This is a genomic window from Viridibacillus sp. FSL R5-0888, from assembly GCF_038009105.1.
In the GTDB taxonomy this organism is placed as follows: domain Bacteria; phylum Bacillota; class Bacilli; order Bacillales_A; family Planococcaceae; genus Viridibacillus; species Viridibacillus arenosi.
Map to the genome: position 1 here is coordinate 2088587 of NZ_JBBPAU010000001.1, position 17353 is coordinate 2105939.

The window sequence follows — 17353 nt, forward strand, 5'->3', positions numbered from 1 at the left end:
AAGCATAGTCAAATGAAAAAAATTATCCTCAGAAAACGGCTCCCCAATAAAAATAAAACTATAAGGTATATTTGATTTTATACTTGCTGGTCAATTGTAAGTTATTTAACATCAATCAAGTTTTTCCCTCCTTAAAAGCTTTGAAATTCAGAATCATCCAAATGTATATAATCTCTCAGAAAATCTACTAATTGAAAGTTATTTAATTCGTTAAAAAAACAGGAACATTCGTTCTTTTAAGCGTGTTTGTGATAAAATGAATTTACAGTAATTTCTGTGTGCTATTTTTCAATCACAACCACATCAATTGAATGTTAAAATAGATAATATGATATAAAAGGAGGAATTTTCATGAAAATATTTCATACAGCTGATTGGCATTTAGGGAAGCTTGTACAAGGGGTATATATGACTGAGGATCAAGCTTATATTTTACAACAATTTTTGGCTGATATTGACCAAGAGAAGCCAGATGTCATCATTGTTGCCGGTGATTTATACGACAGAGCTGTACCTCCGACAGAAGCTGTTCGATTATTAGATGATATTTTCGCAGAGATTGTGTTAAAAAGACATATTCCACTCATTAGCATTGCAGGAAATCATGACAGTCCAGGTCGTTTACATTTTGGTAGTCAGTTAATGAAGGAAAGCGGTTTACATATAGTAGGGAATCTTGATGACAAGCTATCACCAGTCGTTCTAACTGATGAGTTTGGAGAGGTACATTTTCACCTAATACCGTATGCCGATCCTTCGCAAGTTCGATACGTGTTTGATGATGATTCCATTAAAACACATCAATCTGCGATGAAACGTATAACGGATGAATTGAAAAAGAAAATGGATCCAGAGAAGAGACATGTTTTTGTTGGACATGCTTTTGTAACTTCACATGGTCAAGAAGAGGAGAATACAAGTGAATCTGAGCGACCGTTAGCTATCGGTGGTACAGAATGTATAGATGCAGCGCTCTTTGAACCATTTCATTACACAGCTCTTGGGCATTTACACCAAGCGCATTTCGTATTAAATGAAACAATTCGTTATGCAGGCTCACCTTTAAAATATTCGATTTCTGAAGAGAATCATAAAAAGGGCTATTTAATCGTAGATGTAGCAGAAGATGGACAAGTAACAATCGAGAAGAAATTATTGCAACCTCGCAGAGATATGCGAACTGTTGAGGATACGATTGATAACTTACTTAAATCAGAAGTAAGTGAAGATTATATTTACGTTAAATTACTTGATGATACGCCAATTATCTCACCAATGGAGAAAATTCGTACAGTCTTTCCGAATGCTATGCATGTGGAACGGAAAATGATTCATCAAAATATAAACGGCACAGAGCAACTAACGATATCTCGTCAAAAGATGGATGATTTGACGCTCTTTGAAGCGTTTTACAAGGAAATAGTAGGAGCAGAAGTTGAAGATGCAACAAAACAACTATTCCAAGAAGTGTTACAAGAAGGATTAGCGAAAGAACGAGAAGTAGGGAGTGATGTGAAATGAAGCCAATTCAACTGAAAATGACCGCTTTTGGTCCTTATAAAAAGACAGAAATAATCGATTTTCGTGAATTAGGCGACCATCGCTTATTTGTTATTTCTGGTGCTACGGGAGCTGGGAAAACAACTATTTTCGATGGTATTAGTTTTGCATTGTATGGTAGTGCTAGTGGTGAAGATCGCGCAGATATTAAAGAAATTCGCAGTGACTTTGCTGACGATGATACCCACACATCTGCTGAACTCATTTTTGAAATCCATAATCGTCAATATCGTGTACTTCGACAATTAGCGCATCGTAAAAATGGCAATAAAACTGCAACTGGTGAATCATTTGAACTTGTTGAAATCTTACCTACAGGAGAAAAACCAGTCGTTGAATCACAAAAAGTTGGAGAAATTAATAAAAAAATTGAAGACATTATCGGTTTATCAAAGGATCAATTTAAACAAATCGTCATGTTGCCTCAAGGGGAGTTTCGTAAATTACTAACTTCTGAAACAGAAAATAAAGAAGCGATTTTACGTAAAATCTTCAAGACTGAATCTTATCGACATATTGCGGATCAACTTAAAATGAAAAAGGAAGAAGCTGACAAGCAACTACAGCAGGCTATAGCAGTCCGTAACTTACACACAAGTAAAATTGCAAGTACGCTTCCCAAAAGAGAGTCTGCTCTTTTCGAGATACTAGAAATAAACCAGTTCAATATGTATCAACTAGTAGATGCATTAAAAGTTGAAGTCGACTTTTATGATCAGCAAATTACAGAAGATGAAGCAAATTATAAAGCGGTAGGCAAACAATTTGAAGACAAGCAACGCCAACAATTTGAAGCCATTACATTAAATCGAAAAATTGAGGCATTCAAAGAGAAAGAACAAAAACTTCTCGATTTAAAACAAAAAGAGCCACTTTTCATAGAAAAAGAACGTGAACTAGCTGCTGCTGAAAAGGCTAGTCATATTATACCGATAGAGCAATATTACCGTGCTGCGAAGCAAAAGGTTTTACAAAAGGAAGGTACATTTGAAGAAGCCGAAAAATCAGAACAAAAAATAAAACTTCAATTAGAAGAAGTAACTGCTCAATTTGTAGTTCAACAACAAAAAGAAACTGAGCGTAATGACAGTTTAAAAAGGGTCATGCATTTACAATCTTTAGAGCCTATATTTAAAGATTTAGAAAAGCAAAATCAGATAAAAAACCAATTACAGCAAGAGGTTCAACAATTGCAAGCAGTATTTACTGCACAAGTTCAACAACATGAAGAGCGAATGCTCGCACTTCAAGCAATAGAAGAACAATCAGCAACTTTAGAGGAGACGATACAACCTCTAGATGACAAAGTTGATCAATTGGCTCAATTAAAGGACCGAGCAGCAGCTTTTCACCAATGGTCTACACAACAAAAAAAAGTACAGGATTTAAAAGAGCAAGTCATTACAAAAGAAAAAGTATATATAGAAGCTCAACAAAAGGCAAAGGCTGAACATGATAGATGGGTTGCCAGCCAAGCGAGAATTCTTGCATCACAGTTAGTAGACGGTGCGCCGTGTCCTGTATGTGGAAGCACGGAACATGTAGCTAAGCATGAAGAAACAGTGGAAGTTGTTGATGAGCAACAATTAGAAAAAATTCGCAAATATGCATCAAATTTAGAGCAACAATACTTTGTGACTAATGGACAACTGCAGGCTGAAATGCAAGCATTTAATGCACTAGAGCAAAATCTTCAAGAACTTAGCGTAACAGTGGAAGAAGGACCAACATTAACTAATCAATATCAAGAGTTATTCGCTAATGTTCAGCAATTGAAGAAAGAAAAAGAGCTTTGGAACCAACTAAAGGAGAAAACGAAGTCTCAAAAACAAGCTGTAGACGAATTCCAGCTACAACTTCAACAACTGGAAAAGACTTATCAAACTCAACTGCAGGCACTGAATAATGCAACGGCAATTTATGATGAAAAACGTAAATCTATTCCGCAAGATATAACATCTCTACACCATTTATATCAATTAACAAATGAAGCTACACAGCAAAGAAGTCAATTAGTGGAAAGTTGGACACTTGCTCAAAAGCGTATGCAACTAGCAAATGAACAAAATACAACAGCACAAGCTAATTTACAACATGCAATAACAGATTTAGCGGAATCACGTAAATTACTTGAACAAGCGCAAGAAGACTTTAAACAAGCTGTTGAGAATGCTGGTTTTGAAAAAGGAAAAGATTACTTAGCAGCGAGAAGAGACGAGCCACAGTGTCAAAAACTAAAAGAAGAATGTCAGCAATATAAAAACACAATACATGCATTATCGACACAAATTGATGAAGAAAAAGAACAAGTTGCAGGCAAAGAATTAATGGATCTTACTATATTGTCTGCGGCAGTAAATCAGTTGAAACAAGCGTATGAAATAGCCTTCGAACAATGGAATAACTCGAAAAAATATCGTCAGAATGCACACCAACTGATTATTGATTTATCGGAAATAAGCAAAAACATAACTGATCTTGAAGCATCTTGTGGCCGAATTATTGGACTTTATGATTTACTACGAGGTCAAAATCATATGAAAATCTCATTTGAGCGTTATGTTCAAATCGAGTATTTAGAGCAGATTATTCATGCCGCAAATGAGCGTCTTAAACCGCTATCGAACGGTCAATTCAATTTGATTCGTAGTGATCGTCAAGAAGCAAGAGGTAAACAAAGCGGATTAGGTTTAGATGTCTATGACGCATATACGGGTCAAACTCGTGATGTCAAAACGTTATCCGGCGGAGAAAAGTTCAATGCTTCACTATGTTTAGCACTTGGTATGTCAGACGTGATTCAAAGTTTCCAAGGAAATATTAGAATCGATACGATGTTTATAGACGAAGGTTTTGGTACTTTAGATGAGGAATCATTGACAAAAGCAATCGATACACTCATTGATTTACAGAAATCCGGTCGTATGATTGGCGTTATCTCCCATGTTGCTGAACTAAAAGCAGCAATGCCTGCTATTTTAGAAGTCTCAAAATCACGAGAAGGTCATAGTCATACTACATTTCATGTTAAGTAAGAAATGATTTATTTAGAGTTAAGGAATAGATAAAAAATGTAAAAGCTTTATTAAAAAACCTACATGATGATTGGGATATTTACACTCAATCATCATGTAGGTTTATTTATTTATTTATGCTGGTTTTCAAATAGGAGCTTATTTCCAACCTCGTTTATATGAATCGTTTATAGCTTCAATATCTACGCCCAATTCTTTGGCAGCTTGGTAAGCCCAATATGGATTTCGCAGTAATTCTCTTGCCATGAAGATTAGATCTGCTCTGTTATTTTGCAGAATTTCCTCAGCTTGTACTGGGGAAGTGATCAGACCGACTGCTCCTGTTGGAATCGGTGTTTCATGCTTGATAGTCTCAGCAAATGGTACTTGATAACCTGGGAATATTGGAATTCTTGCATGCACGACCGCGCCAGAACTAACATCCACTAAATCGACACCTTGCTCTTTCATCCATTTTGTCATCGTAATATAATCGACAGGTTCCATTCCACCCTCTGCATAATCTTTCGCAGAAATGCGGACAAATAGGGGACCGTCAAATACTTCTTTTACAGCAGTAATTATTTCACGTAAAAAACGGTAGCGGTTTTCTACTGAGCCTCCGTATTCATCTGTACGTTTATTTGACAGTGGGGATAAAAATTCATTGATTAAATATCCATGGGCACCATGCAGTTCAATTACATCAAAGCCAGCTTCTTTAGATCGGATAGCGGCTTTTTTGAATGCGTCTACTGTATTTTTTATATCATCGGTTGTCATTTCAATCGGTGTTTTGTAGTTATCACTAAAGGCAACAGCAGAAGGTGCATAAATATCGCTTTCAAGCGCAGCTTTACGTCCTGCATGTGCTAATTGGATACCTGTTTTGGAACCTGCACCATGCATTAATCGATTCAGTTCAGTAAGACCAGCAGTATGCTCGTCACGCCAAATGCCAAGGTCTTGAGGTGAGATACGACCTTCTGGTTGAACAGCAGTTGCTTCTACAATGATTAATCCGACTTGACCAACTGCTCTTGTTGCATAGTGAATTTTATGGAAGTCTTGTACAAGGCCGTCTTTATTATGACATTCATACATACACATAGGAGACATTACAATGCGATTTTTTAGCGTTAAATTACCTATTTTATAATTTTCAAATAATTTTGCCATGAATGAAATCACTCCAATTCTCTTGTTGCCTATATTATAGCAAAATAGTAGGGATTGGTTTATTAAAAAGACTTAGGTACATCTGAATGTTTCATATGTATTATTAATTTCTAAGTAAGAGGGTGCAAATGATAAAATTCCACTTCAAAGAACTAAAAGACAACTTTTTTATTGAAAGTTCTTTATTTTCAAACTTTGAACTTTATAATAAATAAAAGAAAGTTTATGTTGCTAATATAAATGGAATGAATTAATTAGATGAAATTTATGTGACTTTGGAGGGGATATAAATATGTTGAAAATACGCAATGTGAAATTAGAGGATTTACCTGAACTTGTGACGATTGAAAATCTATGTTTTACAAAAGAAGAAGCAGCAACACAAGATGCATTTGAAAAGAGAATCCAATTAATATCCGATAGCTTTTATGTAGCGGAAGTGAATGGTACTGTTGTAGGTTTGATCAATGGACCTGTTATTGAACAACCTGAAATAACCGATGACTTATTCAGTGCAATAAAGCAAAACCCAACAACTGGTGGATATCAAAGCATATTAGGATTAGCAGTTTCTCCAGAATATCAAAAACAAGGAATTGCTTCAGCACTCCTCGTGCATCTTGAAAGAGCAGCAGCAGTATGCAAGCGTAAAACGGTTACGTTAACGTGTAAAGAAGTATTAATTGGCTATTATGAAAAGCAAGGCTATAACAAAGATGGGGTTTCTAACTCAGTGCATGGTGGTGAAGTTTGGTATAACATGAGTAAAAGACTTTAAACTTACTTCCGATACTTGTTTACATAAAACACCCTTATAGTGTATTATTACACTATAAGGGTGTTTTATGTTTTTTGATAGTTTAAAAGCAATATCTAGGAGGATTTTAATGATGAAAAAAATAGCAGTTTATAGTTTAATCATCTGTTTATTTAGCTTTCCATATGCTTATTTTTCAATATCTCAAGACTTTAATGATAGTTCAATGATAGGCTATTTGTTGATGATCATTGCAACAACGATTATTGCATTCTTTGGTAGCTTGACTAATAATACAATAGCCGTATTTATAGGGAATATTGGATCGGTCATTATTTCTTTTTATTTTAATAGTAAGATGATAAATATTGACTCGTGGGATGGATATTTTAAGCCCATTGGCTCAATTCGTTTCTTAGTAGTTGTTAGTGTAGTGAATTTAATCCCTCAATTGGTGGCAATTAACTTTGCTAAAAGTCTGAACAAAAAGCGGTTCGAAACAACAGGTATTCACTCTAATAAATAATTCGTAGAGCAAATTGGAATGGAACTACATTCCTAATGTGGGCAAGAATTATCTATACTATTATCATGTTGAACACAAAAAACAATATTAAGACTAAACGCTGAAAAAATTTAGCACATTGTCTTAGGATAGTATAGATTTCTTTTAAAGGGATGTAATTATGAGATGGTAGTAAGTAGTTGCTTATAATTATTTTTTGTTCAATAAAATGAACTTTACACAATGTGCAAAATCAACATAACTAATGTAATGAGGTATAAATCTTGGTGTATTGATTTTCTATTCACATGAAGAGACTCATTTTAAAATAAAATCGCCTTAAAGACATTCCAAACATAATATATACATAATTGGATTAGTGATAAAAAAAACCTGAAAGGCATGATAAATCGATGCTTTTCAGGGTTTCTTCTTTTGAGCCTTTATTCACTTTGTGCTAATTCGCGTGATTTCGCTTCTGCGTCATGAATGCATGCCATAATCGCGTCTTTGAAGTGGTTTTCTTCTAATGCTTTAATGCCGGCTTCAGTAGTGCCTCCTGGACTTGTTACTTTTCTACGTAGTTCTGTAGGTTCTTCTGTAGATTGTTTCAACATTTCAGCTGCACCTGCAATTGTTTGAACGGCAAGTGAGCGTACAACTTCACGTGATAAGCCGTACTTAACGCCAGCTTGTTCGAATGCTTCGACTAGATAGTATAAATATGCTGGACCACTGCCTGAGACAGCTGTTACTGCATGTAGTTTATCTTCCTCTACTTCGATTACTGTGCCTATTGCTTCTAACATTGTCATAAAATCTTGTTTTAAACTTGCGTCGATTTGTTCATTAAATGATACGCCGCTTGCTGACATGCCGATTGTAGCTGATGTGTTTGGCATAACGCGAGCAATTGGTCGTTTTCCTAAACTATTTTCAATCGTTGCAATGGAAATACCTGCAACAACGGATAAGACAGCTGTATGTTCTTGAAGGAGTGGAGCTAAAGCTTCCATTCCTTTTATAACGTCTTTCGGTTTCATAGCTAAAATAATGCAATCTGCAACTTTTACAACATCGAGACTGTCAGAAACAATTTGTACGCCATATGCGTCAGCGATACGATTCAGTTTTTGACGATCGGACTTATTCATAATATGAATGCTTTTGGGTGATACGACACCTTCTTTTACCCAACCTTGAATCATCGCTTCAGCCATTGAACCTGCACCAGCAAATACAATTGTTTGCATAATTGTCGCCTCCTGTTTTTTTCAATAAAAAAAGCCTTCCCATCCTTATATAAAAGGACGAAAACGCATGTTTCCGCGGTACCACCTTGTTTTGCTAAATGACTTTAGCACAACTCTCGCTCCTTATTATCGCTAAGGGACGGCTATGTTTTCATAGCAGCTCAGAAGTAGGTTCTAAAAATTGAGCGGGTCATGTGACTTTCAGCCGGTGGTCACACTCTCTTTACACCATCAATATTTGTACTATTCTTCATCTACGCTTTTTTGTATGTGATTGCAAGTATAGTGTCTTAACAATTTTTTGTCAACATTATTAGGTGACGATTTCTAGCTAATCTTGTACAATGAAGTGAATAGCTATTCATTTTTGTAGGGGGTTTTTGAAATGTTTCATAAGATTATTACACCAACGCCATTTGCAGTAGGGACTGTAAATTCCTATTTATTAAAAGGGGACGCATTATCAATTTTTGATGTGGGGACGAAAACGCCCGAAGCGTATGAGGCATTAGAATTGGGTTTAAAAGAAGCGGGCTATCGCTTTGAAGATATAGAACAAGTTATTTTAACGCATCATCATCCAGATCATATGGGGTTAGTCGATGCATTTCCAAACGCAAAAGTGTTAGGACATGTATACAACGATGCTTGGTTACGCAGAGACCCAGTTTTCCTCGCCTCACATTTCGATTTTTATATGGACCGTTTAAAAGAAGAAGGTGTGCCAGAAGAGTATTTTAATTGGGTAAAGAAGATGACAAGGTCAACTGATTTTGTAGGGACTCGCCCATTAACCGCGATTTTACATGACGGAGACGAAGTGCCAGGGCATCCAGGACTTATAGCAATGGAGACATTAGGTCATGCGCAAAGTCATTTAGCTTTTTGGCATAAAGAGAAAAAAGCGATGATAGGCGGCGATTTACTCATTGGACATGTATCGTCAAATCCATTAATTGAGCCACCACTTAATCCTAAGGCAAACCGTGCGAAATCGCTATTACAGCAAAATGCTTCATTGAAAAAGTTATTAACTTTACCGATTGATGTCCTTTATAGCGGTCATGGGGAAGAGATTCGAAATGTACATGAACTAGTAAAGGAAAGACTTGAAAAACAGCATAAGCGTGCGATGAAAGTATACGGAATGTTAGAAGGTAGCCCCAAAAATACGTTTGAACTGAATGTTGAACTGTTTCCATATGCTTATGAGAAAGAATTAGGTTTAACTTTGTCTGAAACAATTGGTCAGTTAGACTATTTAATCGATGAAGGGCTAGTTAAAGAGAAGATGAATGATAAGGGCGTCTATCTTTATGAGCAAGCATAAAACCATTCTCGTAACAGGAGCGACAAGTGGAGTTGGTAAGTGTATAGTAAACATTCTTGCGACTGAAGGGCATACAATCATTGCAACAGGGCGTTCGAAGGAAGCTTTGCAGTCTTTTACTGCTCCAAATATCCAAACGATTCAAGCTGATTTATCTACTATAGAGGGTAATCATGCTTTACTTGAAAAATTGCCCGTAATTGATATTGCCATTTTCTCTGCTGGAGTTGGAACATTTGCTTATGCAACAGACTTATCGGATGCTGAAATAGAACAAATGCTTCATGTGAATATTCAAGCACCTATCATTCTAACAAAGGCGTTATCACACCAAATGATAGAACGTAAAAATGGTCAATTTATTTTCATTGGCTCACAAGCAGGAAAGGTAGCAACACCGAAGGCTTCAGTCTATGCAGCGACAAAACATGCTATCATAGGCTTTACAAATGCACTTCGAATGGAGCTTGCCCCATTTAATGTGCAGGTGACAACGATTCACCCAGGTCCAATTGACACACCGTTTTTGGATCATGCTGATCAAACTGCTACATATCGTGATGCAATGAAAAATGTGTTATTAACACCAGAGCAAGTAGCTGAAGCGACGGTCAAAACAATTGGCCGTAATGTTAGAGAAGTGAATTTGCCGTCATATATGGCGATTTCAAGTAAACTATATGCCGTAGCACCATCCCTTGTTGAAAAATTAGGGAAGCGATTTTTTAATAAGAAGTAAAAGTCTTATGAATATACATCGATGTATAAATTGTATATCGTGACATTAGTTTTCAGATAATGGTTTATGCAGAAAAAACTGCATGGATTGTATAATTAGATTTAATCATTAAAAGGGCTATTCTAGTAGGGTATTCTACTTAGGAAAGCCCTTTTTATTATATATACAAAGGTTTAATAAGTGTTCAAACAGGTTTTGTGGGGACTTTTTAGAAACTTTAAATATTTTTTAATAATGCAAGAAAATACACTTGTGTTCATTTTTATTCCGTGATATGATAATTGCATAAATATTAAATATAAACGTATAAACATACACGACACGGAGGAATGTCACATGGCTAAAAAAGTAGTTCTTGCATATTCAGGCGGTTTAGATACATCAGTTGCGATTCAATGGTTAATCGATCAAGGTTACGAAGTAGTAGCTTGTTGCTTAGACGTAGGTGAAGGTAAAGATTTAGATTTCGTGAAAAAGAAAGCATTAGAAGTTGGTGCGATTGAATCTTACATGATCGACGCTAAAGACGAGTTCGCTGAAGAGTACGCATTAATCTCTCTTCAAGCTCACACTTGGTACGAACAAAAATATCCTTTAGTATCAGCACTATCTCGTCCACTTATTTCTAAGAAATTAGTAGAAGTTGCTGAACAAACAGGCGCAGTTGCAGTAGCACATGGCTGTACTGGTAAAGGAAATGACCAAGTTCGTTTCGAAGTTTCTATTAAAGCATTAAACCCAGATTTAGAAGTTCTTGCACCAGTTCGTGAATGGGCTTGGAGCCGTGAAGAGGAAATTGAATACGCAAAATCAAAGAATATTCCACTTCCTATCTCTTTAGATTCACCATTCTCAATCGACCAAAACTTATGGGGCCGTGCTAACGAATGTGGTATCTTAGAAGATCCTTGGGCTACACCACCAGAAGAAGCGTACGAGTTAACAGTATCTCTTGAAAATGCTCCAGATACTGCTGATATTATCGAAATCGAATTCGAACAAGGTGTTCCAGTAGCAATTGACGGTGTTTCTTATAAACTAGCTGACTTAATCTTAAAATTAAACGAAGTAGCTGGTAAACATGGCGTTGGCCGTATCGACCACGTTGAAAACCGTTTAGTTGGTATTAAATCACGTGAAGTTTACGAAATTCCAGGTGCACACACTTTACTATTAGCTCATAAAGAATTAGAAGATATTACACTAGTAAAAGAAATCGCTCATTACAAACCAGTAATTGAGAAAAAATTAACTGAACTTATCTATGAAGGTTTATGGTTCTCTCCATTAAGAACTGCTTTAGAAGCATTCTTAAAAGAAACACAAAAATTTGTTAATGGTACAGTTCGTGTGAAACTATTCAAAGGCCATGCAATTGTTGAAGGACGTAAATCTCCTAACTCTCTATATGACGAAAAATTAGCAACATATACAAAAGATGATGAATTCGATCATGCTTCTGCAGTAGGTTTCATCGAACTATGGGGTCTTCCAACAAAAGTGAACTCTATGGTAAACAAAGGAGAAAAGAAGGTGCAAGCATGAGTGGTAAACTATGGGGCGGACGATTCCAAAATTCTGCAGAACAATGGGTAGATGAATTCGGAGCATCCATCGGGTTTGACCAACAGCTTGTAACTGAAGATCTAGAAGGCAGTATTGCTCACGTTACGATGCTTGGTGCTTGTGGCATTTTATCACAAGATGAAGTCAACACGATAAAAGATGGTCTCCATCAACTACAACAAAAAGCTACTGAGGGCTCTCTTGAGTTCTCAATTGCTAATGAAGATATTCACTTAAATCTTGAGAAAATGCTAATCGATTTAGTTGGTCCAGTTGGCGGTAAATTACATACTGGCCGAAGTCGAAATGACCAAGTCGCAACAGATATGCACTTGTTCCTTAAAAAACGTTTGCAAGAGGTTATTTCTTTAATAGAAGTTTTCCAAAAAGCAATTGTTACGCAAGCGGAAGATAACATTGATACACTTGCACCTGGTTACACGCATTTACAGCGTGCGCAGCCAATCTCATTTGCACATCATTTGATGACGTATTTCTGGATGCTAGAACGTGATAAACAACGTTTTCAAGATTCATTGAAACGTACTGATATTTCGCCTCTTGGAGCAGGTGCTCTTGCTGGTACGACTTTCCGGATTGATCGTGAAATGAGTGCTGAGCTACTTGGTTTCTCTACAGTTTATCAAAATAGTATGGACGCTGTAAGTGATCGTGATTTCATCGTTGAGTTCTTAAGTAACGGTTCACTTTTAATGGCGCACTTATCACGCTTTGCTGAAGAGATCATTCTGTGGTCAAGTGAGGAGTTCAAATTCATCGAGTTAGATGATGCGTTCTCTACAGGTTCAAGTATAATGCCACAAAAGAAAAATCCTGATATGGCGGAATTAATCCGTGGTAAAGCAGGTCGTGTATACGGTAATCTAATGGGCTTACTAACTGTCTTGAAAGGAATTCCATTAGCTTATAACAAAGACATGCAAGAAGATAAAGAAGGTATGTTCGATACATTGCATACAATTGTCGGCTCGCTTAAAATCTTCGAAGGAATGGTTCGTTCAATGACCGTTGCAAAAGAAACATTGCATAAAGCAGTGCATCAAGATTTCTCTAATGCAACAGAACTTGCGGATTATTTAGCAACAAAAGGTATGCCTTTCCGTGAAGCACATGAGGTTACGGGGAAACTTGTATTCCTTTGTATCCAACGTGGCATTTACTTGTTAGACCTATCAATTGAAGACTTGCAAGAAGCAAGTTCATTAATTGAATCAGATGTGTACGATGTATTAGCACCAGAAGCAGCAGTGCAACGTCGTCACTCTTTAGGTGGTACTGGTTTTGAGCAAGTGAAAATTCAGATTGCAAAAGCTAAAGAATGCATATAAAAAATAGATTGGAAGAACGTTCGCAGAGGGGAACCAATTCCATAAGTTATGGGCATACATATATGTTCCAGCAAAACCAACTTCCAGAGGGAAGTTGGTTTTTTGTATTTGCTAGTGAAAATCTTGCAATTTACTACTTTAGTATAACAATTAACTCAACTATTACGAACTAACTTCTAGTTTATAGATTTCTATTTTTTATGGAACTATTGATTAGTTATTACTACTTTCAAGTACCTAATAAGGTTGTATTAATATCTAGTTATATTTCCAATTAAACTTCAGGCATACATTTTTTAAAAACTGGGCAAACTACTTAAATATTTAAGAAAGGCGTGTGGTACTTTTGAAATTTAAATTGGTCCGTACCACGAAAGTTGAACAGCTTATTAAAAAGTCTAATAACAAGAAAAATCAGGCTGAGCAAACCATTGAAACGTTAAAGAAAAATACACGCAATGTAGATGATGTTTTATTCAAAAAAATTCCTACAGATGAAGGCGTTGTTACTGTTATTTATTCTTCATCACTTGTAGAGAAAATGACGCTGCAATCGATGGTTTTTATACCTTTAGCTAATCATATAAATCAAATTCACCAAGTATCTGAAGTAATCGACGCTTCTGATCTCAAGGGTGTTACTGCAAAGTTAGACTCTGGCCAAACGCTATTGTATTTTCATGAAACAAATACAATATTAACTATTGATACATATAGTGCGCCAACACGTGCTATAACGAGTACGATGACAGAGTCAACGGTTATTGGACCACAAGATGCGTTTTCAGAATCATTAGAGACAAATATATCTTTAGTTAGAAGACGTATTCAAAATCCGAAGTTGAAAAATGAAGATCAAACCATTGGAACAGAAGCTAACATAAGAATTTCAATAATGTACATGGAGGATACTGTAAATAAGGAGAGTTTAGATACTTTAAAAAAGCGAATCAATAAAATTGATTATCCTTCATTTACGGATATTTCCGTGTTAAAGCAATTAATTGAAGATAATCCTTTATCACCATTCCCACAGTATTACATGAGTGTACGACCGGATAGTATTAGTCGATATCTTATTGATGGCAGAATTGTTATTTTCATGGATAATAGTCAAGCTGCAGTCGTTTGTCCTACATCATTTTTTGAAATGTTTATCTCTATTGAAGATTATTACAATCGTTGGACAACGGCGTCTTTACTTCGAATGCTGCGATTTTTTGGGTTTTTCTTAACAATCATGATGACACCTATGTATATTTCTGCATTAACTTTTCATCCCGAGATTCTTCCATATGAACTACTTCTAAATCTACAAGAATCAAGAAGCAAAGTTCCATTTCCACCACTTTTTGAAGTATTGTTTATTGAATTAATCATAGAAGTATTAAGGGAAGCTGGATCACGAATGCCCGCTAAAGTAGGGCAAACGATAGGTATCGTAGGAGGTATTGTAATTGGAACTGCAGCGGTAGAAGCCGGATTAATAAGTAATATACTTGTAGTATTGGTTGCAACTTCTGCATTACTTTCATTTCTTCCTCCAATTTTTTTAATGAGTAATACAAGTAGATTTATTCGATACTTTTTTATTTTATCTGCAGGTTTGTTTGGTTTGTTTGGACAAATGTTGGCATTTGCTTGGCTAATAACACATTTAGAAGGGTTAAAATCTTTGGGAACGCCGTATTTGGCACCCATTATTCCTAGAAAGGCTTCAGATTTGTTGGATAGTATTATAAGATTTCCGACTGCATTATTAAAAAGTAAGACGGGCATTTCAAAATCACAGAAAAAGTAAATGTTACAAAAGAATTGAGGTAGATTAAGTTGAGTACAAACAAACAGAAATTTTTAAATAGATATCATGTTATCTTTTTGGTGCAAAGCGTAATGGTTGGTACTGGAATACTCACTCTACCTCAAAAACTGAGTGCTTTAGGTTATAGTCAAACACTTTTTCCTATCCTTTTTGGGATAATTGCAAGTCTAACACTATTACCGATGATATGGATTAATAGTAAGTATCCTAATGAAAACTTATTCCGGATCAATGAAATACTATTAGGGAAATTGTTAGGGAAGTGTGTCAATTTATTTATTGTCTTGCAATTTTTGGTTTTTTCAGCAGGGATTATCAGTAGTTATTTACATCTTATACAAAGTACAGCACTTCCAGAGCAAACTATTACTGCACCTGCTTTCTTTTTTCTATTATTACTTATTTATATAGTCCGTGGAGGGATTAGATCTGTAGCAAGGTTCTGCATCTTAACTTTTTTTATAACTCTGCCTATGGTTTATTTTCTTCGTTGGGCAATTGAAAAAGGAGATGTGAGTCATTTTCTTCCTATATTCAATTTTAATAGCAAAGAATTTTATGATGCGATGAAAAAAGGTTATTTATCTATCTTAGGCTATGAATTAATTATGTTTTATTTCCCGAATATTATAGATCAAAAAAAAGCGTATAAACATGCATTAATAGGGATCTGGATAAGCATAGTTCTTTGTTTTATAACAACTGCAGTAAGTGTGATGTATTTTTCAGAATGGCAGTTAAAATATGTAGAGTTTTCGGTATTAAATTTGTTTAAAGCTGGAGAATTTTCTTTTATTGAAAGAATCGATATTATAGGAATGACACTGTGGGTATTTCTAATTTTGTCTACAGTTACAGTATATTTATGGTGCGCGAAAAGAGGCATGGATTCATTACTATCTAAAGAAAAGAAAAATTATATTTACATTCTTGCACTAATTATTTTCCTGATTGTGAAGATGCCATTTCCTCAAGAATTCCAAGAAAAATTATTTTCAGCAAGCAACTATGTTGGATATGTGATAGTAGTTTGGCCGATTTTTTTGGCCATAGTACATTTACTTAGAAAAAAGCAGGTGCAAGCATGAGCAAAAAAATTATATTGATATCTACTGTTTTTGTACTCATTTTTTTGGTAGGTTGTTCAGAGAAAGAGGTAAAAGTACCATTAGAAGAAGTAGGTATGGTTGGTATAATGGCATTTGACTATATAGACGAAGATACAACTAAATTAACCGTAGCGATTCCACAATATTCGCCAGAAGCGCAACGGAATACACAGATTTTCTCAGTGAAAACAGACTTAGTTTCTAAGGGAATTGTTAAAATTGAGAAACTTTCAGATAAAAAAGTTATTTTAAACCAATTACGTGTTGTTCTTATTAATGAGGAATATGCACGAAAGGGAAAAGTGCAGAAAGTCATTCAAAATTTATATAGAGATGCTGAAGTAGGTAATAAAGTACTTATTGCAGTAGTTAATGGAAATGGAGAAGATTTGTTAAAGGGCGAATATTTGGACAAACCAAATATCAACTTTTATTTAAATGATTTATTACTGCCTAGTATCAATACTGCTTTTAATCCGAATACCAATATTCATGATTTTATATACACGTTAACAAATCCAGTATTTGATCCGATTATTCCGATAATAGAAAAAGTCGACGATAAAATAGAGATTAAGGGAGTTGCTTTGTTCAAGAATAAAAATATGTTCGAGAGTATTACACCAAGTGAAGCACTCATTATTCAAGCATTACAAGGTAAAAAGAAACTTGCACCATTACCATTAGATTTAAATAAAGGTAATGGCAAAGAAGTAGTCATGCTCGATTTAATTGAAAGTAAGGTTAAAGTAAAAAGTAATAAAAACCATGATTCTCCAAAGCTAACTATTACATTAAATGTAAAAGGAACGCTTAGTGAATATAAAGGTAAAAGAGAGCATGAATTGAATACGCCAAAAAGTATAGCAATTCTAGAAGATGATATTGATAAACAACTGAGTAAAGACATTGAAGATTTTTTAGACAAACTTAAAGGTTTGAAGATCGACCCAATTGGTCTAAGTGAAAATTTTCGAATGTATTACAAAGGGGAATGGAATAAAAAACTGACGGAAAAAACCATTGCTAAGTTAAATGTGGATGTCCATGTTAAAACGTCTATTATTAGTACAGGTACTTTAAAATGAATTTGACACTTTCTTTTGAAATTGCACATAAACGGTTTATCGTATTAAATTTAATCTACCTTTATTACACTTGAATTATTGG

At 35.3% G+C, this 17353-nt stretch carries 13 protein-coding genes and 1 other annotated feature; of the genes, 11 read left to right on the forward strand and 2 right to left on the reverse strand.

Translation table 11 applies throughout. The features are described from left to right. The first annotated feature begins 351 nt into the window (after positions 1-351). Together MKY02_RS10405 and MKY02_RS10410 are read left to right on the forward strand one after the other, a co-directional pair. On the forward strand, positions 352-1521 hold the full coding sequence (locus tag MKY02_RS10405; RefSeq protein WP_076065001.1) for an exonuclease SbcCD subunit D: 1170 nt from the start codon (positions 352-354) through the stop codon (positions 1519-1521). Further along, complete coding sequence (locus MKY02_RS10410; protein WP_076065002.1) at positions 1518-4595, forward strand: AAA family ATPase; 3078 nt, start codon at positions 1518-1520, stop codon at positions 4593-4595. Before MKY02_RS10405 ends, MKY02_RS10410 begins: the two co-directional genes overlap by 4 nt. Before the next feature lie 138 nt (positions 4596-4733). On the opposite strand, the gene namA is transcribed toward MKY02_RS10410, so the two are convergent. Further along, positions 4734-5753: an NADPH dehydrogenase NamA gene (namA, locus tag MKY02_RS10415; protein ID WP_038182074.1), complete on the reverse strand. Its 1020-nt coding sequence runs from the start codon at positions 5751-5753 to the stop codon at positions 4734-4736. A gap of 292 nt (positions 5754-6045) precedes the next feature. Here namA and MKY02_RS10420 point away from each other — a divergent pair, with 292 nt between their 5' ends. Together MKY02_RS10420 and MKY02_RS10425 are read left to right on the forward strand one after the other, a co-directional pair. Continuing rightward, positions 6046-6531 carry a GNAT family N-acetyltransferase gene (locus tag MKY02_RS10420; protein ID WP_076065003.1) on the forward strand — a complete coding sequence of 162 codons (486 nt, stop codon included), beginning with the start codon at positions 6046-6048 and terminating at the stop codon, positions 6529-6531. 109 nt (positions 6532-6640) lie between these two features. Then, entirely contained in the window at positions 6641-7036 is a 396-nt protein-coding gene (locus MKY02_RS10425; protein WP_340711150.1) for a hypothetical protein, read from the forward strand. 422 nt (positions 7037-7458) lie between these two features. Here the strand turns inward: MKY02_RS10425 and proC are convergent, their stop codons facing one another. Then, positions 7459-8268 (reverse strand): pyrroline-5-carboxylate reductase, encoded by an 810-nt coding sequence (proC, locus tag MKY02_RS10430; RefSeq protein WP_038182070.1) that lies wholly within the window; start codon positions 8266-8268, stop codon positions 7459-7461. Between the two features lie 50 nt (positions 8269-8318). Then, positions 8319-8534, reverse strand: a binding site (T-box leader). A 119-nt stretch (positions 8535-8653) separates the two neighbouring features. Between proC and MKY02_RS10435 the strand changes: the two genes are divergently transcribed. From MKY02_RS10435 to MKY02_RS10465, 7 genes are all read left to right on the forward strand, one after another. Then, entirely contained in the window at positions 8654-9598 is a 945-nt protein-coding gene (locus MKY02_RS10435) for an MBL fold metallo-hydrolase (RefSeq protein ID WP_038182067.1), read from the forward strand. Next, the gene (locus tag MKY02_RS10440; protein ID WP_076065004.1) at positions 9585-10337 is read left to right on the forward strand and encodes an SDR family NAD(P)-dependent oxidoreductase; all 753 of its coding nucleotides are present in this window, start codon (positions 9585-9587) and stop codon (positions 10335-10337) included. Before MKY02_RS10435 ends, MKY02_RS10440 begins: the two co-directional genes overlap by 14 nt. Positions 10338-10673: 336 nt before the next feature. Next, complete coding sequence (locus MKY02_RS10445) at positions 10674-11882, forward strand: argininosuccinate synthase (RefSeq protein WP_038182061.1); 1209 nt, start codon at positions 10674-10676, stop codon at positions 11880-11882. Continuing rightward, positions 11879-13252: an argininosuccinate lyase gene (argH, locus tag MKY02_RS10450; RefSeq protein ID WP_340711151.1), complete on the forward strand. Its 1374-nt coding sequence runs from the start codon at positions 11879-11881 to the stop codon at positions 13250-13252. Before MKY02_RS10445 ends, argH begins: the two co-directional genes overlap by 4 nt. A gap of 337 nt (positions 13253-13589) precedes the next feature. Beyond that, the gene (locus MKY02_RS10455; protein WP_445329607.1) at positions 13590-15053 is read left to right on the forward strand and encodes a spore germination protein; all 1464 of its coding nucleotides are present in this window, start codon (positions 13590-13592) and stop codon (positions 15051-15053) included. Between the two features lie 29 nt (positions 15054-15082). Beyond that, complete coding sequence (locus MKY02_RS10460) at positions 15083-16162, forward strand: GerAB/ArcD/ProY family transporter (protein ID WP_076065006.1); 1080 nt, start codon at positions 15083-15085, stop codon at positions 16160-16162. Beyond that, the gene (locus MKY02_RS10465) at positions 16159-17271 is read left to right on the forward strand and encodes a Ger(x)C family spore germination protein (RefSeq protein WP_076034839.1); all 1113 of its coding nucleotides are present in this window, start codon (positions 16159-16161) and stop codon (positions 17269-17271) included. Before MKY02_RS10460 ends, MKY02_RS10465 begins: the two co-directional genes overlap by 4 nt. The last annotated feature ends 82 nt before the right edge of the window (positions 17272-17353 follow it).